The 24,557-nt window shown below is 61.3% G+C and carries 15 protein-coding genes; 11 read left to right on the forward strand and 4 right to left on the reverse strand.

Translation table 11 applies throughout. The features are described 5' to 3' along the window. Positions 1-54 precede the first annotated feature (54 nt). Complete coding sequence (locus HZB60_00225) at positions 55-2,526, reverse strand: hypothetical protein (GenBank protein ID MBI5058188.1); 2,472 nt, start codon at positions 2,524-2,526, stop codon at positions 55-57. Positions 2,527-2,858: 332 nt separating this feature from the next. Between HZB60_00225 and HZB60_00230 the strand changes: the two genes are divergently transcribed. The 10 genes from HZB60_00230 (at position 2,859) to HZB60_00275 (ending at position 18,692) form a co-directional block, all read left to right on the forward strand. Further along, entirely contained in the window at positions 2,859-4,223 is a 1,365-nt protein-coding gene (locus HZB60_00230) for an 8-oxoguanine deaminase (protein ID MBI5058189.1), read from the forward strand. Between the two features lie 242 nt (positions 4,224-4,465). Then, positions 4,466-5,410: a hypothetical protein gene (locus tag HZB60_00235; protein MBI5058190.1), complete on the forward strand. Its 945-nt coding sequence runs from the start codon at positions 4,466-4,468 to the stop codon at positions 5,408-5,410. Between the two features lie 119 nt (positions 5,411-5,529). Then, on the forward strand, positions 5,530-6,318 hold the full coding sequence (locus HZB60_00240) for a hypothetical protein (GenBank protein ID MBI5058191.1): 789 nt from the start codon (positions 5,530-5,532) through the stop codon (positions 6,316-6,318). Positions 6,319-6,378: 60 nt separating this feature from the next. Next, positions 6,379-8,343, forward strand: a complete 1,965-nt coding sequence (locus HZB60_00245) for an FHA domain-containing protein (GenBank protein MBI5058192.1) — start codon at positions 6,379-6,381, stop codon at positions 8,341-8,343. Continuing rightward, positions 8,340-10,157 (forward strand): glycosyltransferase, encoded by a 1,818-nt coding sequence (locus tag HZB60_00250; protein MBI5058193.1) that lies wholly within the window; start codon positions 8,340-8,342, stop codon positions 10,155-10,157. Before HZB60_00245 ends, HZB60_00250 begins: the two co-directional genes overlap by 4 nt. Before the next feature lie 650 nt (positions 10,158-10,807). Then, on the forward strand, positions 10,808-11,440 hold the full coding sequence (locus HZB60_00255) for a TetR/AcrR family transcriptional regulator (GenBank protein MBI5058194.1): 633 nt from the start codon (positions 10,808-10,810) through the stop codon (positions 11,438-11,440). Positions 11,441-11,480: 40 nt separating this feature from the next. After that, positions 11,481-12,863: a TolC family protein gene (locus HZB60_00260; GenBank protein MBI5058195.1), complete on the forward strand. Its 1,383-nt coding sequence runs from the start codon at positions 11,481-11,483 to the stop codon at positions 12,861-12,863. A gap of 60 nt (positions 12,864-12,923) precedes the next feature. Further along, the gene (locus tag HZB60_00265; GenBank protein ID MBI5058196.1) at positions 12,924-13,973 is read left to right on the forward strand and encodes an efflux RND transporter periplasmic adaptor subunit; all 1,050 of its coding nucleotides are present in this window, start codon (positions 12,924-12,926) and stop codon (positions 13,971-13,973) included. 43 nt (positions 13,974-14,016) lie between these two features. Next, positions 14,017-17,181: an efflux RND transporter permease subunit gene (locus tag HZB60_00270; GenBank protein ID MBI5058197.1), complete on the forward strand. Its 3,165-nt coding sequence runs from the start codon at positions 14,017-14,019 to the stop codon at positions 17,179-17,181. A 140-nt stretch (positions 17,182-17,321) separates the two neighbouring features. Then, positions 17,322-18,692: an FAD-dependent oxidoreductase gene (locus HZB60_00275; GenBank protein MBI5058198.1), complete on the forward strand. Its 1,371-nt coding sequence runs from the start codon at positions 17,322-17,324 to the stop codon at positions 18,690-18,692. Positions 18,693-18,757: 65 nt separating this feature from the next. Here the strand turns inward: HZB60_00275 and HZB60_00280 are convergent, their stop codons facing one another. The 3 genes from HZB60_00280 to HZB60_00290 are packed head-to-tail and all read right to left on the reverse strand — an operon-like array spanning position 18,758 to position 22,044. Further along, positions 18,758-19,732 carry a hypothetical protein gene (locus HZB60_00280; protein MBI5058199.1) on the reverse strand — a complete coding sequence of 325 codons (975 nt, stop codon included), beginning with the start codon at positions 19,730-19,732 and terminating at the stop codon, positions 18,758-18,760. Beyond that, positions 19,729-21,186: a glycosyltransferase family 39 protein gene (locus HZB60_00285; GenBank protein ID MBI5058200.1), complete on the reverse strand. Its 1,458-nt coding sequence runs from the start codon at positions 21,184-21,186 to the stop codon at positions 19,729-19,731. Before HZB60_00285 ends, HZB60_00280 begins: the two co-directional genes overlap by 4 nt. A gap of 15 nt (positions 21,187-21,201) precedes the next feature. Beyond that, complete coding sequence (locus tag HZB60_00290; protein ID MBI5058201.1) at positions 21,202-22,044, reverse strand: class I SAM-dependent methyltransferase; 843 nt, start codon at positions 22,042-22,044, stop codon at positions 21,202-21,204. Positions 22,045-22,421: 377 nt separating this feature from the next. Between HZB60_00290 and HZB60_00295 the strand changes: the two genes are divergently transcribed. Further along, positions 22,422-24,503, forward strand: a complete 2,082-nt coding sequence (locus HZB60_00295; GenBank protein MBI5058202.1) for a methyltransferase domain-containing protein — start codon at positions 22,422-22,424, stop codon at positions 24,501-24,503. Positions 24,504-24,557 lie beyond the last annotated feature (54 nt).

A 24,557-nucleotide genomic window follows, 5' to 3' on the forward strand; every position in this document is an offset into this window, starting at 1 on the left:
GTCGACCGTCCCGCCGACGTCCAATGTCGGCATTTTCCGAGGAATCGATCCCGGTTATGGACAGTGGAACGTGACCACGTACTGTCGAAACGTCACCGGTGGACGACTGTCCGTGTAACTGACTGCACCGGCAATCGCCGCGGCGGCGTCCACCAACTCCCATGCCGGGTCGGCGCCCTCGTCGGGGTCGCCGTCGTTCTGCAAGTCGCTCGTGCTGTAGATCCGATAGTCCCCGTCGTGCAGCGCCGTCCAGAACAGCCGCACCCCGTCCAGCAGGCTGCGCGTGATTCGCAGATCGGGAACTGTATCGCAGGGAATTTGCACCTGCCCGCAATCGATCACGAGCGAGATCAGTCCGCAGGTCGTGCCCACCGTACTTTCATCGTAAGCGGAAACGCCAAGATAGTAGGTCCCGGGCCACAGCGAGTCGCAGCCCTGCTCCGTGTTGTACCGGCCCGTCAGCTCCAGCCCCGGATAGTTCACGTCCTGGCTGAAGATACAAGTGCTGTCCGGATTTGCACAATCCGTGAAGATTGCGAATTGAACGTCGCCGCCGAACGAAAGTGTATCGCCCGTGACCGTAAAGCAATACTCCCCGGCCGCGGTGACGACCAGGCGGGCGAACTGCTGCGGCCCGGCAATCCAGTGCGGACCCTCGCAGTTCGCTTCGGCCGTGCCGGGATAAAGTAAACAGCCGTCGCACGTATTCAGAAGCAGCGCGCTGTCGCACGTCGCCGTGACGGAGTTGGCGCAGGAAATCGTGCAGACGCCCAACGCGAGTTCGCTCAAACGGAGTTGGTAGTCCCCGCTGCCGGCCGCGAACGCCGCTTCCACCGATACAATGACATCGGCCGGGCCGTCGATCAGCCACCCGGTGGAGGTCGGAGGTTGACCGCCCGTTGCATCCTGGCAGGTGACCGGATCGAACAGCGACAACACCACAGCCGCCGGCTGAAGCAGGCAGTCCGTGTCCGATCCGCTATGAACTTCCAGCGTCGCCCGGATTCCCGCTGGAATGGACCAAGAGTAGAAATCGCGATCCCCAATCGGACAGACCGTCCCCGCGAGCGTCATGGCCCCACCGAGCACGCTCGGGTCAAGCGTTGCGCCGCAGATGCTATTCGGCTCTAATTCCGTGACGTCGCCGACGCAAAACTGCGGCAACATCGAGCACGGAAGCTGCAAGTCGGTCGTCAGCGCCAGGATGTAGCTTGACTGACACGCCGTGACGGAGCTGTCCGTCAGCTCGACGCGAATGTAGTACTCTCCGACCGGCAAGGCGAATGTCTCACAGTAATTGCTGCAGGCCGGAACACTGGCAGCCGCGAGACAGGGTAGAGTGTCACAATTCTCCACGGTGGACATGAGCACTAATCGCGTCGCATGCTGCGGCGCGAAGCAAATCGTGACGTCCGCGGACAGCGATAATACCAGCCGATACCAATCCGTGTCGTGAAGGAGTGAATCGTTGCGAACAAACGCTCCGGCCGCGCCCCAAACGGTTTCGTTCCCGGCGAGATCCACGAACGCAAACGGCAGGGATTCACAGCCGCCGTTGAACTGGTCGGTGTAGTCGGGGCCGCAGGGGGGCTCGCCTTCGTCAATCGCAAGACTTGGCCGCAGCAGCGTGCACGACGCGCACGGCGCGGACAGCAGCTGAAGCTGGTAGTCGCTGCCGCCGGTCAGGGAGTCGTCGGAGAGCGGATAGTAATAATCACCGGCCGCGAGGTTTGTCCAACTCAGAATAACGTTGCCATCCCCGCAGGACGCCGAATTCAGCGTAGCGGCGGCGCTCAGTGTGGCGCAGTCGCAGTCCCGTGCCAGATTCAACCAGACCGCGGAGAGCACCGGCAGCGAGCCACACAGCCGCAGCTCCACGTCCGCGCACTCCGGCAACGTGAATCCGATCCAAACATGGCGGCCGGGAAAAGTCGGGCAATCTTCCGTCGCGCAGCGCGTCGCCCCACTCATCACGGCGGGCAACGTCTGGAGCGCGACACTCACGCAACTGTCGTTCGGCGGTTGCACCGTGCATGGCGGATGCAGATCGATTCGCAAATCATATTGGCCGCCGACGGACTCGACGCCGTCGATCACGATGAAGTACTGCTCGCCCGGCTGTAGTACCATCGAATCCAGTCGGGATGCGGTAGGCGTTCCGCCGTTATTCAGGCAGCCGTCATCGTCGCAGGCGATCACCGTTTCCCCGCAACTGCCGGACAGGAGATACAGCTCCGTGTCAAAGGCTGACTGGCACAGCGTAATATCCACTGCGGTTGTCGAGTCCACCGTCACAAAATAGAAGACATCGGGGGCGTTGTGGCCGATCGCGGGACACGGCACTTCGATATCGTCGGCATAGCCGATCGTGGTTCCCGTCGCCTGGTAGGGCAGGGATTCCACCGCGGTCGCCGTTAGACAATCGTCGCCGCCCTGATCCAGCGTCGGTCGCTCACTTTGCCGTGGTGCGTCCACTCGCAGCAACACCGGCCCGGCTCGCCGCACCGGAGCCAGCGGTGTCACCATCGGCGGCGCCGTTCGCCGGGCGGATGGGAGCGCGCGTGGAAGTTCGGCCCGCCACCGTGTTACCGTGCGCCCGGAGGTCCCGCGAGCCGGGGAGTCTTGCTGACCCCCGAGCGCGGCGGCCGCTACGATGAACCAAAGGCCTGCAATGCGATACCAACGCCGCAAGTAACCCGACCTCTCTATTTGGTGATGAGACATCTGAATGTGTTCCTACTGTCTGCAATATACATTCCCTCCCGCCGATTTGCAATGGTTCATGACCCCACGCCGGAGAACGCGCCCGCGCCAACGTCAGCTGGTTCTTCCCGGAGGTCAAGCCTGATGATCTGCCCATGAATATTTTGCTGCAACACCTCGCTGCCGTGTTCCAATCCGCGGAGCGCGAACTGCGCGATGCCGATATCCTACTCAGCGATGAACGGATCGTCGAGGTCGGGCAGGCGATCGAACCGCCCGCAGGGGCACAAGTTATCGATTGCCGGGGTAAGGTAGCGATCCCGGGACTTATCAACTGCCACCACCATTTCTTTCAGATTCTCACCCGCTGTTTGCCCGGTGCGCAGGACGCGAAGTTGTTTGACTGGCTGGTCTTCCACTATCCCGTCTGGCGGCACATGAATCCCGCGGCGTTCCGCGCCGCCAACAGGCTGGCGATTTGTGAATTGCTGCTCACCGGCTGTACGACGACCTCGGATCACCTCTACCTCTTTCCGCAGGCCCAGTCCGAGGATCCGCTGTCGCTGCAAGTCGAGAACGCGCGCGAACTCGGCATCCGCTATTGTGGCACTCGCGGCTCCATGTCACGCGGCCGCTCGCAGGGCGGTCTCCCGCCGGACGATTTGTGCGAAGCTGACGAGCGCGTCCTCCTCCACAGCGAAGATTCGATTCGTCGTTATCATGATCCGCGGCCATTCGCCATGTCGCAACTGCACCTCGCCCCTTGCAGTCCGTTCAATGTCACGCGTGACCTGCTGATCCAGACGGCGCGACTGGCCCGCAAACACGGCGTCCGGCTGCATACACATCTGGCCGAGACGACCGACGAGCACGAGTACTGTCGCGAAGTTTACGGCTGCACTCCCCTCGAACTCATGGAACAGGTCGAGTGGCTTGGACCCGATGTATGGTTCGCGCACGGCGTCTGTTTTTGCGATGCCGAGCTCGACGCACTGGCGACCGCGCGATGTGGAATCTGTCATTGCCCGTCCAGCAACATGCGCCTCGGGTCGGGCGTGGCGCGGGTTCCCGAGATGCTGTTGCGGGATATTCCGCTCGGCCTCGGTGTGGATGGCAGCGCGTCCAACGACAGCTCGGATATGCTGGGCGAACTCAGACAGGCGATGCTGCTCGCCCGAATGAACTATGGCGCCGCCGCGATGAATGCGCGCACGGTCTTGCGGATGGCCACCGAAGGGTCCGCACGCCTGCTCGGTCGGCCTGAACTGGGCCGGATCGAACCGGGAATGGCGGCGGACATCGCGGTTTTCGACGTGGAACGTCTCGGCTTCGCCGGGGCCGCCGATCCTATCGCTGCCCTGCTGTTCTGCGGCTTCGACCACCGGGCCTGGCTCGTCATGGTCAACGGGCGAATCCTCGTCGAGAAGGGCCGCCTGACCACCGCGGACGAAACCCAGATTGCCGCCGATGCCGTTCGAGAGGCACGAGCGATGTGGGCAAGATCCGGCGTGATTCGGTAGCTGGTTGTACCGGATCAGTCTGCCAGAACCGTTGCGGGAGAGCAGCGTATCAAAACGTTATATTTCAGGTCGAAATGGTGAAATGACAGATTCGGGCTCACATGACTCGCTGCGTCCAAGACCGATACCGAATCGGCCGGGCCGCACAACGGCCTATTGCATTTTCGCCCGCTCGTCCTATCTTGTCAGGATTGAATCGATCTTGACCCATTCCTAAGATTAACGACCCGGCTGCCATAATCGTGACCAACTCTTCCGATAGTCGCCTCGATGAAGACCTGCGCGATCTGACCGAGCTTCGCGCCGGATCGCAAGGCGCCGCCAACCGGCTGATCAACAGGTACCAGAAACCCCTTACAGGCTTCGTGCTCGGACACTGCACTTGCGCCCGCGATCAAGCCGCCGATCTCGTGCAGGAAATCTGGATCCGCACACTTCCCGAACTGACCAAGCCCGCAGATGCCGGGGGCTACGATCCCGCCAAAGGGTCGTTCTATACTTTTCTGATTAACCGCCACGCTCGCTATCTCGTCCTGCAGTTCATCGATCGCACACGCCGCCGCCCGGAATCCGTGGTTGCATCGGCGGATGATGGTGCCGTGGAATCGCGATCCGCGCTGACCGACGAGCAGGACAATGCTGAGTCCCTCCTCATCAAGCGCGAGGAGCTGCGCCGGCGCCACGATCTGCTCACCGAGTGCTTTCGGTTGACCTTTCTCCACGGCGGCTATCCCCATCAAGTACTCGCCTTTGGATTCTCCAAACTCATCCTGGGCCAATCTACGCGTCGCGACTCCGTGAACTCGGCCGCCGGCGCTAAACGCAGACGCGAGATCGAAGGCGATCCGCAACGGCTGGATACCGAACGTGGCGGAGAGGACCTGAAGCAGCTTGCGGACGCCTTCTGGGAGTGTTTTCAGCGCGGCTCCGGGCTCGATCAGCCCGCTTTGGACCGCCTCGCCCAGGCGATGCAACCGACTCGCAACAGCCTCCCGCTGACCGTCGAACAAATGGCGGTCGGCAACCGTCTCTTTCTGGACCATCATGCGGCCATCGCCGGACGAATCGTCGGCCAGACCGCCTTGCGGGACTACTATGGCGCCCGCGGCCTGAATGCGATTGCCGACTGGTGCGACAAGGTCCAGAACCGGGTTCGTGATAGGCTTGGAGTAGGTCGGCATAAGTGACCGGCCCGGACTCCGCAATCTCGTGCATGATTCCTCGCCCGCTTTCGACCTGTCCCGCGAGAACTCCGCCCCCCCTGCGTAATTGAGCATGAACTCCCGATGCCAGTCGGATCATTAGCATGAATCACCTCAACGACAACATCCTCTTGGCCTACGTGGCTAATGAGATCGCCGATGACGTCCGGATCAGTACGGATCGGCATCTCAGCGAGTGTGACGATTGTGTTCGACGTGTCCGCGCACTACTCGCCCTGCGCGGTTCCTTCGAGGAGGTCTGGATGTCCTGGAGCGCGGATGAACATGCGCGCATCGCGCGTCAATTGCAATTGCTGCAGGCGCTGAATCCTGCCACCGAGTCCTTGTCGAAACGCGCGGCCGAGTGGCTGAGCGCGATTTCCGCGGGTGCCGAACTCGCTGTCAGTGTGCTGTTGCATCGCGGCGAGCGTGTCGCCGGACTCGCAGCGAGCAGCCTGCCGCCCGCATTCCGATTCGAATTTCATCCGGCCATCTCCGGCGTCGGCTCGCCCGCCGAAGAAGCACTGCTCGATCGCATGATTGCCGACAGCAGCGTGGCGCTCGCGGACCATCAGACCGAACGGGCGCTGGCCGCGCTGCGAGAGGTTTCGCACATCAATGCGATCGTGGCGCAGTCCGCGTCGTCGATCATCTACCGCGATAACCGTAAGTACGCGGAAATTGTGGCTGACGGCCGCCGCGGATCGCTGATGGTCAAACACTGGCCGGGCCCGAATCCATCCGCGGAATACGTCCTGCTGATCCCCGCCGACCCGACGAAACTCCCCGCGCTCGGTGTGCTCGCTGCGGTCGCAGGCGAAGAGTATTTGCTGGCGGCCTTTGCCGACTTTCCCGACGGCGCCTGTGATGTGATTATCGGGCCGTCGCGCTAATTCCCCAAGCCCTCCGCAATCGCCCGTGCCCGCTTCGCGTTCCGCCGAGCGGGCCATTCCATGTTACATCCCGCAACCCCACAAGACCTCCCGCACGAGCGCGTCAGAATCGTCATCATCCCGGCCGATGGCATTCGAGCGCCCATCGAACGCGTGTTCGCTCAGCCGGTGATTCGCGTCGGACGACCCGATCCGGCCAATCCCGGCCAAGCGCCCGAGCTGAACTTGCATCCGGACATGACGGTGAGCCGGGAGCATGCCACGATTCTGCGTCAGGGTGCACGCTGGCTCGTCGAAGATCAACGGAGCAAGCACGGTACCGCCCTCAACGGGAAACAAATTCAAGGCGCCGGCGCCGTTGAAATTCCGTTCGGCGCGCTGATCCGAACCGGCGATTCGCTGTGGACGTTGATCCCGGAAGATTGGTGGTCCGTGCCGTTCGACTCCGTCCTGATCGTGGCCCCCTGTGCACGCGTCCTCAACTACGCATCGTATCATTGCGGCATGCCGATCATGCCGCGACTGGTCGCGATCAACACGGCGCGCAGCGTGTCACGCCCGTTCATGCTGCGGCTGCAGGTCTCCGGACTTTCGACTCCCGTGGACATCCGAGTGGCGCCACTCGAACCTGAAATGTCGCGGGAAATCGCCGTGCCTGCCCTGGCGTTTGACACGGCTTCACTGCGCGCGCAGATCGAACCCATCCGCGCCTCGATCCGGTTGGACTATGAAGCCAAACTCGGAGTCGAGCCTTCCGTGGATACCTTGGGCGGCCGCGGCGCGCTTCCGCAATACCCGCCTGATGCGACACCGCTCCGGTTGCGTGGTGAGCGCGAGCTGACGGTGCTGGGCTTCTGGGACTGGCCGTATGATTCCGCTTCACGACGCACGATCGCGGCGTTCGTTACCCCGCGCAATCCGGCCGTCGAACGGATCATAAACGAAGCACAAGCTAAGCCCGGCGCACGCGCGTTTCGTGAACTCCTGCGGACCGGTGCCCCTGACGCCGAACTCGAAATTCTCCGCTCCTTATACGACTTTCTGGCCACGCAGCGGTGTATTCACTATGAGGATCCGAAGCTCAAGTCCGGCGTGGCGTTGACCCCCTATCAGTCGATTCGATCCCCGCACCGCATCTTTCACGGTGATAACCCCCGCGATCCCGGGCGCGCCACCTGCATCGACCTCGCGGTGTTGTTTGCCGCGTGTCTCGAGCATGTCGGGCTGTGCCCCTTGATCATCTTCTCCGGTGCCGCTGATATCGCGCCGCGTCACGCGCTCGTCGGAGTGTGGGTCGGTTCGACACCGGGAGGTCAACCGGTCATCGACGATCAGGCCATGCTGATCCGCGAAATCCGCTCCGGCCGGATGCACACGGTCGAAGGCACCGGAGTCACCCTCGATGTCGGTGGCGGCAAACCGCGCCTCGCGTTCGCCGATGCGGTCGCGCAGGCCGCCGCGCTGATCGAACGCGCCGCATGGGTGAGCGCCGTCGATGTGCTGGCGTTGCGGCCGCCGCACGGCACCATTACGCCACTTGAGAATGCCTACGAACCGGAAGTCGCGCGTATCTATGACGAGTGCCGGCGGCTGGCGACCGTGCAGGGAGCGCGACATGTGGAGACCGGGCATCTCTTTTGCGCGATCATCACGGCAGGCGGGGAAATCACCGACCGCTTGTTCTCGCGCATGAATCTGAATCTTGCCGAAATGCGCGCGGCGGTCCGGGGACCCGAATTGGCCCGCGAGGGCATTTTGCGCGTGGTCGCGACGCAAAACGTGCTCGAGACGCAGCAGCTGGCGTTCAACTTTGCGCGCGATGCCGGTTCGCCCTCCGTGCGCGAACAGGATTTGCTCTGGGCCGTCATGCAAAAGGCGCCGCTCAGCCCCAAGCTGCAGGACCTGCTGCGCAAGTTGCAAATTGACCTGGCGCGCATGCGCGAACTGCTCGCCGACGAGTTTCCCTCGCCGTTGCTGGCGGCGACCGGCGTGTTCGCAAATGAGCGCTTAGGCCAAGCCGAATGACAACGGTGCTGCCCGCCGTCCTCGCCGCTCTTTGTTACCCGCTGGCCGCCGGCCTCTGCCTGTTCGCCCTCGCGCGCTTCCTCTATCCTACTCCCGCCCGGGTCAATGCGGTGTTCAGTCAATATCGCCGGCCCCCGAAACTCCGCAAGCTGATTGTTGCCTGGTTTCTGATCATGGTGGGCGTGTTCATCGCCGTACAGGTCATCCGTGTCCCGATCCTGTTCAGTACGCTCGATCGGATCGCCGGGCAGCAAGCGGGGTCGTGGAAATCGGTCGTGGGCGTGATCGGATTCTGCGGTTTGATCGCGACGGAACTTGTGATCGCGGCTAACTGGCTCATCTACATCGGGTACGCATGGCTGGGTGCTTCGCGATATCAACTGCCGGTCCCGCAGCCCGGGAATTCGCGCGTGGTGCCCGTGGCCGTGGTCATTGCCTGCTGCGATGAGGACCCGCGGATTCTCGAACGCAGTCTATCGTCGTGCGCCCGACTGAATTACCCCGACTTCGAGGTGTTCCTCCTTGAGAACTCCCGGCGACCTGACGCCAAAGCCGCGGCGATCGATCTGGCGAAGCGCTGCGGCGCGACGATCATTGATCTGCCGAACCGCGGCCATAAGCAGGGCGCCATGAACGATGGCGTGCCCTTCATCGACCGCCGCTATGAATACTGGGCCGTGCTGGATGCCGATCAGCGAGTCCGCCGGAATTTCCTCGGTGAGCTTGTCCCGCTCTTGAGCGGCGATGAGCGGGTCGCGTTCGTGCAGACGCCGCAGTTCTACGAGAACTCCGACGAATCCTGGTTGACCCGCGCGGCCGCGCAACAGGAGATGCTCTCCTACGATACCGTGATGGAGGGCAAGGGCGCGCTCGAACGCGCGATGTGTTGCGGCACCAACTACGTGATTCGACGCTCGGCCATCGAAAGCGTCGGCGGCTACGATGAAACCTCGCTGTCCGAAGATATGATCATGTCGTATCGCCTGCATTGCGCTGGCTGGAAATCGCTCTTTGTGCGCCGGGCCTATGCGTTCGGGATCGGGCCGCGGGACCTGTCGGCGTACTGGAAACAGCAGCGACGCTGGGTGATCGGCAACACGACCATCGCCAAGGAGATCGTCCTGTCGGCGTTCTCCGCGCGACGCAAGCAGATTCCGTTGAGCGTCGGCATCGAATACTTGTGGAGCTCCGGCTACTACATTGCCACGTTGCTGCTGGCCGCGCTCGCTACCGTGCCGATGCTCATGTTGACCTATCATCTCCTGCGCTTCGGGATCGACGCCACGTTTCCCGTCGGCGGCGGTTCGGAATGGCTGTACCTCTCCGTGCTGCCCTTCTACGCGGTGGTGATGGCCTTTCCCTATCTGCATATGCGACTGCGCGGCTACCGGCTGCGACACCTGCTCATGGTGCAGGGAATCCTCGCCGTGACCATGCCCGTTTATGCGACCGGAGTGCTTCGTGCATTACGCAAACGGGATATGAAATGGGACGTCTCACCGAAGGCGCGCGGAGCGCGGATCAACCTCCTCACATCGCCGCAAACCTATGTATTTCTTGCGGCGCTGGCGGTTGGTTCCGTTCTTGCCTTTCGCCTCGGTGAGCGGCCCCAGGCACCGCTCGGCTGGGTCGCGTTGTTCTGGCTGTTCTTCTATACGATCAGCTTCGGACACTTCTTCTTCTATGCCGCAAATCCGCGGGCGGACGCCGCGCTTGAGACCGACCTGCCCGAAGACACGACCGCAGTTGATCACAGTTACGCGGAGGCGGAAGGAACTGCATCCGCGTCACGCAGGGAGGCGATTCCTGAATGAGCGGACTCCGGTTTTCGCCAAAATAGCATTCGATTTTCGATGCTTGTTGATGACAAACGCCTCGCGGATTCGCTGTGAAGATTTTTGCATCCGCCCGGAACCCGGAGCCGGTTACGCGGGTATCATCAACGTCAGACAGTCAGCAAACGACACGACTCAGCTGCCGCTTTCGCGGAACTGATTACGCATAAGTTTAAGGCGTGCCGTGGAGATCACCGACGACGGAGGCCACGTCGTAGTTTCTTCTCGGGCCGCGGCTCGCCGCCAATTTCGCGTGGTAGGGTAGGACCGGTCTTCGACGGCTGGAACCGCGCTTCCCAGACTCAGGCCTCCTCCACGCGCATCAATAGTGACCGGGTCATCAACTTGCTGGTGACCCGGTTTCTTTTTGCCTCTCTTCCATATTCAAGCCTCTCCATCCCACGGAGAGGCGTTGTCTTATCATAGCTGACCCACTGGCATGTTCTATACATAAGTATTTTAATAATTTATGTAAATACGATGCGACTTGACAATATGCTGTTTTATTACTAAACTATGTTCAGTGACTGAAACACGATTACCGACCATGTAGTCAATTAAGGTAATCGACGCAGAATTCCGTTAGCTCGCGCAGGCACACACCGAGCTGAGCCTGACGAGAGGCACACATGACCATCGCCGAACGAAAGTCCCGTGAACGCCAGGAAATGCGTTCGCTGATCCTCGAAACTGCGCGCGCCCTCTTTGTCGAGGAAGGCTTCGCCACGGTGTCGATCCGCCGCATTGCCGAAAAGATCGAGTACAGCCCGGCCACGATCTACCTCTATTTCAAGGACAAGGACGAGATTCTCTATGCCGTTCACAATCTCGGCTTCGAGATGCTCATGGAGAAATTCCGCGATACGGCCACGATCTCCGATCCGTTTGAGCGCCTGCAGGCCATCAGCCGCCGCTACCTCGAATTTGCTATCGAGCACCCCGGATACTACGATCTGATGTTCATCATGCGCGGCCCGATTAAGACGATCGAGGAGGGCAGCGACGAATGGAATTACGGCCGCAAGTCCTTTGACTTCTTCAATGCCACGGTTCAGGAATGCGTGGATGCCGGCTACCTGCCCGCCGATTCGCGCGAGATAGCGGCCTTTGCGCTCTGGGGCTACGTACATGGCGTGGCCGCGTTGATTATCCGCCGCCGCTGTCCGATGCTTGATCAGGACAATATCGAAAATATCGCGCTGGCCAGCGGGGACATGCTGAACCAACTTATCGCCGCGCACAAGCAGCGGACCCCGCATTGAGACTTCCGCGCTATTCATGTTGGCCGCTTACTACATCCCTATGAAACGAACTCCACTCATCCGTCTCGCCGCCGGCACCCTGTTGCGCGCGGCGGCTCTCAGCGGCGCGCTGCTGCTCAGCTCGCTGACCGCCCGGGCGCAAGATACGCTGCGGTTGTCCCTCGACTCCGCCATCACGATTGCGCTACAGAATAGCAAGACGCTGCTGATCGCCCGGCAACAATCCGAAGCCGCGCAAGCGGCGGCGCAGGCCGCGCAGACGACGATGCTCCCGACACTTAAGGCAGGCGCATCCTACGCGCGGCTCTCCGATGTACCGGCGTTCGCGGTTACGACGCCCTTTCCCGCGCCGCTGGACAAGATCACGTTGTCGGATCCGATTCTCGATAACTACTCCGCGAAGCTCGCGCTCGAGCAACCGCTGTTCACCGGCGGCAAGCTCAAGGCCGCGGTCGATGCACAGCGCGCCGCCGCCGGGGTCGCCGGCGCGGACCTCCAGACCACGCGAAGCCAACTGATCTATGATGCCCAGAAAGCGTATTGGCAACTCTACAAGGCGACGGAATTCAAAAGCGTCATTGACGATAATCTCGCGACCGTCGAAGCGCACTTGAAGGATGTCCGGAATCTGGTCGAGCAAGGATTAGCAACCACCACCGACGCACTGGCGGTCGAAGTGCAACTCGCAGATGTCCGACTGACGCAAATCGACGCCACCGACAACGTGCGCTTGGCAGCGATCGCGCTCTGCAATCAAGTCGGCTTGCCGCTGAACACTCCGATCAACGTGAGCACGCGGCCCGATCGCGCGGATGACATCGAGATCCCCGTGCGATTCCGGGATGGCGCGGCGCTCGATCAGACCGCACTGGCTCGTCGCGCAGAGCTGAACGCCGCCCAACACCGAATCGAAGCCGGTTCGGCCGGCGTGCGGTTGGCCCGTGCGGGATGGCTGCCGCAATTCGCAGGGGTGGCGAATTTCTCTTATCAGAATCCGAATCAACGCTATCAGCCGCTCACGCATGAGTGGAACGACAGTTGGGATGTGGGTATTGCCGCCACCTGGACGCTCTGGAACTGGGGCGCCACGAAACATCAGACTCGATTGGCGCGCGCCCAACTCGCCCAAGCCGAGACGGCCAGGGCCGCCATGCAGGACGCGATCCGGCTCGAAGTCACCGCCGATCTCCTCCATCTAAACGAAGCCCGGCAGAAGATCTCCGTCGCCGCCGACGGTGCGCGCTTGGCGGAAGAAAACTACCGGGCCACCCGCGAGAAATTCAAAAACGGCCTCGCCCGCAATTCCGAACTCCTGGACGCCGAAGACGATCTGCTGCGCGCGCGCTGGAATCAGACGCAGTCCATCGTTGATTTCCAGGTCGCGATTGCCAGGCTCGACAAGTCAACGGCAGCCACGCGCTGAGGTCGCGCACGCCGTTGCCGCATGACCGATTTCAATCCACAATTCCGATAGGACGCCCCCATGAGCAAGATAAGAACCGCCGGAATCACGATCATTCTGCTGGCCGTGATCGTATTCGTCCTGCTGAGTAACAAGCAACACCTCGCCGCGATCTCCGTGCCCGATGTCCAGCTCACGATTCCGGTCCGCGTGCAGCAGGTGCAGCGCGCGCCGCTGGCCAACCAGGTCTCCCTTGTCGGCATGATCGCCGGGGCGAGCGACGTGACGATCGTGGCCGAAGCCGAGGGCCGGATCACCGCCGTCACGGCCGAGGTCGGCGATCAGGTCCGGGCCGGAGACGTGCTTTTTCAAATCGAAGACGAGTTGAAGCGCGCGGCCTTTGCGACCGCCGAAGTGAATTACGAAAAAGCCCGGCGCGATCTTGAACGCTATCAGAGCCTGCATCTTGACAGTACCGTCTCCGACACGCAGCTCGAGGGCGCGCGGTTGGCCGCCAAAACGGCCGAAGCCGCCTTCATTACGGCCCGCCGGCAACTCGCCGACTGCCGGGTAACGTCGCCGATCGACGGTGTGATCACGGCGCGACCACTCGATCTCGGAACGCGCGTGAAAATCGGCGATGTCGTCGCCAATGTCGTGGATATCGCGAAACTCAAAGTACGGGTCCAAGTTGCCGAAAAGGACGCCTTCCGGCTCAAACCGAAGGATGCGGTCGAAATCCACACGGACGTCTATCGCGATCAGTCATTCCGGGGAGAGATCGCGACCATCAGCGACAAGGCTGATGACGCGCACACGTATGCCGTCGAGATCGCATTGTCGAACAGCGCCGCGCATCCCTTGAAAGCCGGCATGTTCGCGCGCGTGCAGTTCGCGATGGGCGATGTCAACCCGGTGCTGGCAATTCCGCGCGATGCGCTCACCGGCAGCTTGCGCGATCCGCACGTGTATATCATCGACGAGGGCGTGGCCCGGCTGCGAAGCGTCGTCATCGGCGACCAGGCCGGAACCCTGCTGGCGGTCGAGGGCGGTCTGCGCGAAGGCGAAACTGTCGTCACCAGCGGGCAGAACAACTTGCGCGACAGCGCGAATGTCAGTATCGTCGAGTGAGCCGGACCAGACACAAGCAACGTGACTCCGCGGAAACGACACTATGAGTATCACTGAACTATCGATCAAGCGACCGACGCTCGTCATCGTGGGCTTCACGATTCTGATGCTGCTCGGCGCATTTGGATACACGCAGCTCAATTATGAGCTGCTGCCGAAGATTACGCCGCCCGTGATCACGATCACCACGGTCTATCCCGGTGCTTCGCCGAGCGAAGTCGAGAATTCCGTCACGAAGGTGCTCGAGGATGCGGTGTCGGGACTCGACAAGGTGGACGCGCTCTATGCGCAGTCGCAAGAGGGCGCGTCGCTGCTGACCGTGAATTTCGAACAGTCCGCCGACATCGACAAAGCGCTGAGTGACGCCCAACGCGAGATTTCACAGGTCCAATCGCGCTTACCCGACGGCATCAAAGCACCGATCATCGACCGCTTCGCGCTGGACGAATTCCCCGTGCTGCGCGTGGCCATGACCGGCACGCTTCCGGGAACGCAATTCTATCAGTTGCTCAAAGACAAGGTGCAGCCCCGCCTCGCGCGGCTCGCCGGCGTCGGTCAAGTTACGCTGATCGGCGGCGAGGAACGCGAAATCCGGATCGCCCTCGACGCGCAGAAGATTCGCGCCAACAACTTGTCGATCTTGCAGGTCACCCAGGCGATCAAGAGCGCGAATCTCGATATTCCCACCGGCAAGGTCAACGATACCGACGGTGAGTACATCGTCAGGCTCGCGGGAAAATTCGCGAGCGTCGACGATCTGCGCACGCTGGTGGTGGCGGAGGCGCGTGACGGCAGCCGGATTCATCTGGCCGAGATCGCCGAGGTGCACGATGGCACTAAGGAAATTGCGACGTACAGCCGCTTGAATGGCGTGGACGCCGTGACCGTGCAGATCTTCAAGCAGTCGGACGCCAATCAGCTCGAAGTCAGCCGTCTCGCACGGGCGGAACTTGTGAATTTGGAGCAGGACTTCAAAGCGATCGGCCTCAAAGCGGATATTGCGCAAGACGGTTCGACGTTCACGGTGGATGCCGCGAATGCGGTGAAGCAGGACCTCAGCGTAGCGATTCTGCTTGTGGCGCTCGTCATGCTGGCGTTTCTGCACAGTGTGCGCAATTCCCTCATCGTCATGGTCGCGATTCCGGCGTCCCTGATCTCGACGATCTTCGCCATGTTTCTGCTTGGCTATACGCTGAATCTGATGACGTTGCTCGCCATGTCGCTGGTGATCGGAATCCTGGTGGACGACTCCATCGTCGTGCTCGAGAACATCTATCATCACATGGAGAAAGGCGAAGACCGGCGCCAGGCGTCGGTTACCGGGCGCAGCGAGATCGGCTTCGCCGCGCTCGCCATTACCCTGGTTGACGTCGCCGTGTTCGTGCCGCTCATCATGGTAACCGGAATCGTCGGCAACATCATGCGGCAATTCGCCGCCGTGGTCGTGGTCTCGACTCTGCTCAGCTTACTCGTGTCGTTCACGCTCACCCCGATGCTGGCGTCGCGCTTTGCGATCTTGCAGCCCTTGACGGCCAAATCGGTCATGGGACGGATCGGGCTGTTCTTTGAAGCGATGTACGACCGCTTCGCGAATCACTACTCCGGAATACTCCACTGGAGCCTGCGCCACCGCAAGACCGTCGGAATCGCCACCCTCGTCATGTTCTTCGCGTCTGTGGCCCTGGTGCCGCTGGGCTTTATCGGCGGCGAGTTCATTACGAAATCCGATCGCGGCGAGTTTTCGGTCACCGTTGAATTGCCACTGGGTACGCCGGTCGAAGAGACCAATCGCTTGACCCGCGACATCGAGGAGCGGCTGGCGGCTGTGCCCGAGGTACGAAAACTACTGACCAACGTCGGCACGTCCTCGGAAGGGTGGATCGGTCTAACGTCTCCGCACGCCGCGGAAGTGAATGTGACGCTGGCAGCGCGGAGCGAACGCGAACGAACCACCGCGGAAATCGCGCGCGAGATCAAAGCAATCGTGCGGTCGTTTCCGGGAGTCAAGGTACGCGTGAATGAGATCGGCATCTTCGGCACGGCCGACCAGTCCCCGATCCAATTGGTCGTGAACGGCACGGACTACGACGAGGTTAGAGCCGGAGCCGAGCACTTGGCAACCGTGGTTCGACACGTTCCGGGCGCCACGGACGTTCGGCTGTCGAGTGAGGATGGCAAGCCCGAAACGCGCATCGACTTTGACCGCGAGAAAATGGCCGCTTTAGGTCTCTCCGTCGCCGAAGTCGGGCAGACACTGCGCGTGGCGCTGGACGGCGATGATGATTCAAAATTCCGCGACGGTCCGAACGACTTCGGCATTCGTATTCAATTGGACAGCTATGACCGGTCGCGCACCGCTAATCTCGCGAATTTGACTTTCTTCAACCGCTCCGGTCAGCAGATCGAGCTGCAACAATTTGCGACGATTCAGCAGACCTCCGGGCCGACCAAGCTGTTGCGACGCGACCGAAACTACGGGATCACCGTGCTCGCCAACTCGACGGGACGACCCATCGGCTCGATCGGTCAGGATGTCGCCACCGCGCTCAAGAGCAATCCGCTCCCGGCGGGTGTCGGCATGGCGTACGAAGCGGACTTGAAGATGCAGCAGGAATCGAACTCGAGTCTCGGGATGGCGTTTCTCGCGGGCATCGTATTCACCTACCTGATCATGGTTGCCCTGTACAACTCCTGGATCTACCCGTTCGTCGTTCTATTCTCGATCCCGGTGGCGATGATCGGCGCGCTGCTGGCGTTGGCGCTGACGATGAAGAGTCTGAGTATCTTCTCAATGCTCGGCATCATCATGCTGATCGGACTCGTCGGCAAGAATGCGATTCTGCTCGTGGACCGCGCCAATGTGAACAAGGCCTCCGGGATGCCGACTTTCGCGGCGCTGATGGAGGCGGGCAAGACGCGCCTGCGGCCGATTGTGATGACCACGATCGCGATGATCCTCGGAATGGTTCCGCTCGCGTTGCATTCCAGCGCCGGCGCCGAGTGGAAGTCGGGCCTCGCCGCGGCCCTGATCGGCGGACTCACCAGTTCGTTGCTGTTGACGTTGGTGCTCGTGCCCGTCGTTTACATCAAAGTCGATCAGTGGCGCGAATCCGTACCGGCCTTCTTCGGTCGCCTGTTCGGTCGTCGGATTGCGGTTCGGCCGATCCGTGTAGCGGTCGCCGCCGAGCATACGTCCGTATCCGCGTAACGTTTGTTCACGGAAGCTTGTGACCGGGCCGGCTCAGTGAGCCGGCCCGGTCTTTTCCATGCAAGTTGAGATTGCGGATTGATTTTTGTCGCGGAATGCCGTACCTTGGTAACAACGGCCTAAGCAACGGCTTTCCACCCGTGTCGAACTCCTCAATCACTGCTCATCCCCAGCACTTAACCATTCTCGGTGGCGGCCCGGCCGGGCTCGCCGTCGGCTACTTCGCGGCAAAGCAGCGGCTGCCGTTTACGGTGCTCGAAGCCGGCGAGGTCGTCGGTGGAAACGCGCGGACGATCCGGTACGGCGAGTTCCTGTTCGACACCGGAGCGCACCGGTTCCATGACAAGCATGCAGAGATCACGCGGGAGCTGCTGTCGCTGTTAGGCGAGGACTTGATCGTGGCTTCCGCGCCGAGTCTGATCTTGTGGCGAAATCGGCGGATCGATTTTCCGCTGTCACCGGGGAATCTATTGAGCAAGCTGGGACCGCTGTTGACGGCGCGCGCGGCCGTGGACTACACGTTCTCGCGGAATGCGAATCGCGGCGCAGGCGGTTCGCTCGAAGCGTTGGCTGTCGCGCGCTACGGCAAGACCATCGCCGATCTGTTTCTGCTGCATTACTCGGAGAAGTTATGGGGTCTGCCCGCGAACATGCTCTCCCCGTTTGTGAGCGGTCAGCGTCTGAAGGGCCTGAATCTCACGACATTTCTCGTTGAAGCGCTGCGTGGCCGTCGCGCAAAGACCGAGCATCTTGACGGTAAGTTCTACTATCCGCGCCGGGGAATCGGCATGATCACGGAACGTCTGGCCCAGACCTGCGGCGAAGCGAATATTCGCACGAACGCCCGGGTTACCCGTCTCGTGCACAGCGACCGCCGGATTCGCGCGGTTGAAGTTAATCACCGCGAGCGGATTGAGGTTGACACGGTCGTCACATCGCTGCCGCTCGGATTGAATGCCGGCCTGCTGGACCCGGCACCGCCCGCGCGGGTGATCGAACTGGCGTCGAAACTGAAATTCCGGCATGTCGTGATCCTGATCCTGTTCCTGCACCGCGAGCGGGTGAGCCACCACGCATCGTTATATTTTCCGGAACGCGAGATCCCGTTCACCCGGATCTATGAACCCAAAAATCGCAGCGCGGAGATGGCGCCGCGGAATCAAACGTCGCTGGCGATTGAGTTTCCCTGTGGAATCGAAGACAATCGGTGGCGGATGAGCGCGCAAGAGCTCGCGGATCTCGCCATTCCCATCCTCGAAAGCAAGCGATTGATCACGCGGGCTGATGTCTTCGACGCGACGATCCATAGAATCCCGTTTGCCTATCCGATTCTGGCCTGCGGCATCGAAGGTAGCGTTCGCGAACTGGTCGATTATCTGAGCGTTTTCGAGAATTTGCAGCCGGTGGGACGCAACGGCCTGTTCAACTACACACACATCCACGACTTGCTCGAAGCGGGGCGGCTGTTGATCGACGCGCCGCGCAGCAAGGCAACGGTTTCGTCCGGCTAAACGCCGGTGAAAGATCTCGCCTTCCAGCCTGAGCGACGCCGCTCAGGCTTTTTGTGTCGCGGCGGTTAGCGGCGAACCATCGAGGCGGAGTAGATCCAGAGCGAGACCAACGTGAAGTAAACGGTGTCGAGCACGTGCTCGAAATAGTGGGAGGCGAGCAGGTAGGGAATTGAAAGGCCGGCTGAACCGGCAAAGGCGGGATGCTGCGCAATCTCGCTCACTCCGGCGCTAAGCGAGTGCTGCACCTGGTAAACGAGGCCGACGCCGAACAGCGCGAGACAGAGGGCCAATAGCTTCCAGCGGCGCGAATCGCGGACAGAAGTCGTGTTACCGGGCTCGCGGCGGCGATGGAGGAAGTAGAGTGGAAGCGGAAAGAACGTCAACGGAAACGTCGCGAGTTCGCGGACGCTGTGCGCCAGATAGCGCGGGTCGGACCAGACGCTGTATAGCGTGGAGACCGGCCGCGGAACCACGATTGCCGAGATGATCAGAAACAGCAAGGCGGCGGCGATGTACAACGATCCGCCGCGCAGAGTAAGTCGCGGGACGGCGGCGGTCAGCAGCCATTCCGTCGCGAAGAGATAGAGCAGACAGAACGGAAAGAGGAGCAGTGTGCTGGGAGTGTGCAGCAGCCAGGAACCACCGGCTTCAATTCGATGTACTCCTTGTCGCAGTTGCACCAGGTACGAGAGCGTGTCGTCGCGGCCGAATAGTACGAAGCTCAAGAGCAGGCAGGCAATCACCCAACTGACGGTCAACCAGGCGTAGCGGCGCGGTGTTGCTACCACCGCTTCAGAGGGGGCGGGCGACCAGCAGCGCAGCGCGCCGGTGAACAGGAACGCGATGACCGTCAGCGATGGAATGTGGCCGAGGAAATGAGATGCATAGAAGACGGATTGCAGAAAGGTCAGAGTTCCGCCTTCGTGTACGACAGTGAAACCGAGCCAGATTCGGCCATGATAGATGGCGAGATAGAGATAGGACAACGTGTAGGTCAGCGCCGCGGTCCAGAGCAAGGCGCGAGGTCGAAATGGTTTCACGGCGTCTCCGCCGCGTAAAGTGAGACACTGATCTCGGCCTGCCAGAGCGCCCAGGGATCTTTCGGAGCGTACGGCTCGACCGTGCAATGTGAGACCAAACGGCGTGCTTGCGCTGCGGCCTCGCGAAGCCGTTGCAACAGGTCCCCCTGTTCGCTGCCATAGGCCGTAATGAGCCAGACACGATCGCGGTTTGACAGCAGCGAATCGAGCGGAGTGGCTCGGCGCGCTACGGCCAGCTCGATTCCCGCTGTCGGTTCAAAGTAGTAGCTCATGGGTTCCGCGACATACCCGGGCGACAACACGATTAAGTCCCCGGCCTGCATTTCCCGACGCAAGCGCGCCGCCGTCTCACGCCACGGATCCTTGTCGGAACCCGCATAGTAGCTCCACAACCCGATGGTGCTGATGACCACCCAAACCGATACCCAAATCACGCGATTGGGTCGCGGCATCGCCGCGATCGACCATGCGAGAATGATTAGCACTGCGATTGAGGCCGGCAGCGTATATCGCGGAATCAACACCGGAGCAAACGTAACGGAGATCAACCATGGAATCACTACAAAGCTGACGTAAAGCCCGCTGAGCGCGAGTAGCGGCCGCCACTGCCAATGGACGAGGCGTCCTTGGCCAATGCCCGCGCGGAGCACGAGCAGCCCCGCTGCTATCGAGAGCACGGGGTACATAAAGTAGTGATGAATCGCGGCCAGGAGCATGAAGAGTGAAGGTCGCTTGATCCAGCCGCCGAGCGCGTCGCCGGCCATGCGCCCTTCGAGCTTTCCAGCGTATTGCAACACCGCAGGGAGCGACAGCAAAGCAATCAGCGCGCCGATCAAGGCGATCTGCTTCCCCAAGCGTGCCCGGTGCAGCTCGCCATTCCGCGACAAGAACGCGAGACACCACAGCAGCGAAGCGAGCAGAAGCAAGGCTCCAAAGGCGTGTGAATAGATCGCGACCAGCATGCTAACCAGGCAGAGCACCAGAGTCCGAGTCCCGGGTCGCTTAAGCCAGAGCTGCATCGTCCAGCATGACAGGATTACCGCCAGCAGCAGCAGTGAATAGGGCCGGGCATCTTGCGAATAATGAATCCAGGTCGGATTGATCGCCGCCAGCAGCGCCGCGACTAACGCCGTACGATCATCGAACAGCTGCCGCGCAAGCGCAAACAGCGCCGGGATCGCAGCGATGCCGAAGCAGGCGGGCAGAAATCGCAGCGTCCATTCGCTGGCGCCAAACTGACCGCAGAAAAGCTTCTCCAGCAGAATGAAGACCGGACCCTGCGTCTTGTCATGAAACGCCGACGACCAGCTCTGTGTGATCTCAAAGTAGGTATGCCCTTCGTCCAGCCAGAGACTTTCCGACGCGAGACCGAACAGGCGCAGCGCCGCGGCCAGCCCAATGATCAGGACGAGGCGGCGGGGCACGGAAAGCAGTGAGAATGCGTGAGGAGGCATCGCTACAGTCTGTAACTACGTTGCGGCCTTTCGCGCAACAGCCCGCACCACTCGGATCCGATTCGACTCCAGATTGTGCACGAGGTTCCGTACCTTTTCGGGAGCGCTCGCGCCCATGAGCAGCCGTTGATTGGGCCGCGGAGCGGAACCGACCTCCGCTGGCGCCGCGTGACGGGTGGCGACGAGCACAGCGAGAGCTTGTGACGTGACATCCTCAATGGCGCTCAACTCAAAATCTGCTTGACGAAGCAGCCCGCGCAGCTCGTCCGGCGAAACGAGAAAGCTGATTTCCGCGGACGATGCCCAGGGAACGGGGTATTTCATCGGTGATGCCGATCCGGCGCATACTTCGTACAGCGCATAGGCGCCGCCGGGAATGAGCACGCGACGGATTTCGGCGAGCAGGCGCGGCTTGTCGCGGACATTCATGGTCGTGTGTTGGGTCCACGCAAGATTGAACGTGCAATCCGGAACCGGCAGATCGGTCATGTCGCCTTGACGAAACTCCGCCAAACGATCGAGCCCGACCAAGCGCGTAAGCATCGTTGCAGCGGCCGTGTATTCTTCTACGATATCGATCCCGCGGACGCGGCAGCCAAACTCGCCGGCGAGGGTGCGCGCCGGGCCGCCGATGCCGCAGCCGAGATCGAGCACATGTGATGCCCGGCCCACACCGGCGAATTGCGCAAGCTCACGTGTGGCTGCCGCGCCGCCAATGTGGAATTCGTCGAAGCCGGAGAGATCAGCCAGCGTGAGTTTGCCGGAATCAATCCCGCCTGCGGCGAGCGCCGCGAGGATCGCTGCACTGAGATCGGGCTGGCGATAGTGAGTGATTATTGCCGCGGGGAGGTCGAACATTGCAAACGGTTGGAAGGGGCGAGGCCGGGCGCAGGATTCAGGCGACCGGGTGTCCAAGCGATTCTCGTCAATATAGAAGAATTACGCGAGCAATCAAGCACTCGGGCAGCGGACAGTCTTCGTCCGCTGCCTCCCGGCGCAAATGCGCTCACCGATAGCAGGCGAGGACCGCTCAGGAGATTTTCGCCGGAGCTGTCGTTTGCCGATTCAGGCACGGCAGGCCGGGTCATATTTGCCGAGTCAGCCGGGATCTCGTTGAAACCGTTGCGGATTCGGCCACGCCTACCGAAGGTACAGTTATTGCCATAAGCTATAGGAACCTCAAGGCGAGCGCAAGTTCGCCATGGCAAAACCGTCTTCAGCGTTGGGAAGCCGAAATGGAAATTGATCCGAAAACCGGAATCTGGGTGGGCGAAGATCGTCACCGAATCTATGATCAGACACTGGCGGCGGAGCTCGTTGCGCTGTGCCGGAACAAACAGTTCGCGACCGTCGTCGATCTGGGCTGCGGTGCCGGATACTACGTCGGTCACTTGCGCGAGAGTGGCATCCAGTGCAGCGGTTACGACGGCAATCCGCAGACGCCACTGATCACCGATGGCGCGTGCGGCGTGCTCGACCTGTCGAAGCCGATCAGCATCGGCTCGCACTCATGTGTGATCAGTCTCGAAGTCGGCGAGCATATTCCGCCGGAATTCGAGGAGATCTATCTGAACAACGTATTCGGTTCGGCGCGAAATTATGTGATTCTGAGCTGGGCGCGACCGGGGCAGGGTGGAGTCGGACATTTCAATGAAAAAGCGCAGAGCCTCGTGATCGAGAGAATCGAACGCGACGGCCTGTGGAAACTCGATCCACTTGCCACCTACACACTGCGCAGATCCGCGACGCTACCGTGGTTTCAAAACACAATCATCTGCTTTCAACGCACCCAGCGTCCCGCAGCGGATCGCCTGGTGCAGTCCGCGCAAGCCGAGTCGCAGATCGCGCTGCATCAGCAAAACGGCGTCGTGGACAACTCGCGCCGCGTGCGTGACGCCATGTTTCGCCGCCGAATGAAGAACACACCGCAAGCGCTGTCGCTGGAGTTTTGGAAGGACCATTTCTGCACTCAGGAAGCGCTTCGATCGCCGGAAGTGCACGGCCGGATTCTCGACTTTGGCAGCGGCACCGGCGAAAGCGATATCTGGATGGCGCGACAGGGGAAGGACGTGGTAGGCTTTGACATTTCGCCCGTGGCGCTGGATGAAGCGGAGAGATACCGCGCCGCCGAGACGCCGGAGGTCAAAGCGCGCGTGAGCTTTGTGCTCGGAAATCGCGGCGAGCTGCCGTTTCCCGACCAGTCGTTCGATGCCATCTTCAGCAATCATGCGCTGGAGAACATTCCGCATCTGACGCCGACGCTGAAGGAGCTGGCACGCGTGTTGAAGCCGGGCGGCGCATTCGTCGCGCTGGTCTCACAGGGGACCGCGTACTACGACATCGCGCGCATGCATTACTTCGAGCGCGCTGCGCTGGAAGAGCGATTGAGCGATTTCTTCGACGACGTAACCGTCGAAGAGCAAACGGAGTTCAAGCAGTTGAAGGCGGTCTGCCGCAACGCGCGCGCGACAAAGCACCCGCGGATCGCGTGCATCATGCGGATTCGCAATGAGGAGCGCTGGATCAAGGATGTGCTGGACAGCGCGGCGCGCGTGGCCGATGACATTGTAATCGTGGATGATGGATCGACGGACAATACGCCGAGTATTTGCAAATACCATCCGGCGGTGTCCGCCTATTACTGGCAAAATGAAGCGGAGACGGATCAACGCCGGGACAAGCAGCGCTGTCTCGAAATGGCACTCGAACTCAATCCGGATTGGATCATGGGACTCGATGCCGACGAGCCGCTGGAACGCAGCGCCGCGCACCGCATCTTCGAAGCGATCCGCAATTGCCCGGCCGACGTGGCGACGCTGAAACTCGAGAGCCTGTTCATGTGGAACGACATGAACCACTTCCGGAGCGATGGCATCTACCGGCGCATCTGTCAGGAACGCCTGTTCCGCGTGGCGGGGCAACCGCGCGACCGCTTGATCTATCAGCCGACGACATTCAAGGGCAACGGGCATTGCACGAGGCTGCCCGGCGGGATCGTCGGCAAGGAGCTCGAGATCGACGCGAAGATTTTGCACATGGGCTACATGTATCCCGATGTGCGAGCGCGCCGATATGAATACTATCGCCAGCGCGACCCGCGGGAATTCGCCAATGGGGACTACGAGCATCTGCTTGACCAGCCCGGACAGCTCATCGAGGAATGGCACGAGCGGCCCGATCGGCGCGAGCAGATCGCGACACGATCGCAAACGCCCTTGCCATTGGCGATGGTGAAAGCCGCAGGCGCCGCGGCGCCGGCGAATGCTGATACTCTGCACGCGCCGCGGCGGGCACGGGACTGGGCCATGGCCGAGTAATTTCGGGTCGAGTCCAGATGGCAGCAGAGCCGCTCGGGTGAGCGGCTCTGCTGT

It is taken from the genome of candidate division KSB1 bacterium, assembly GCA_016214895.1.
Taxonomy (GTDB): domain Bacteria; phylum Electryoneota; class RPQS01; order RPQS01; family RPQS01; genus JACRMR01.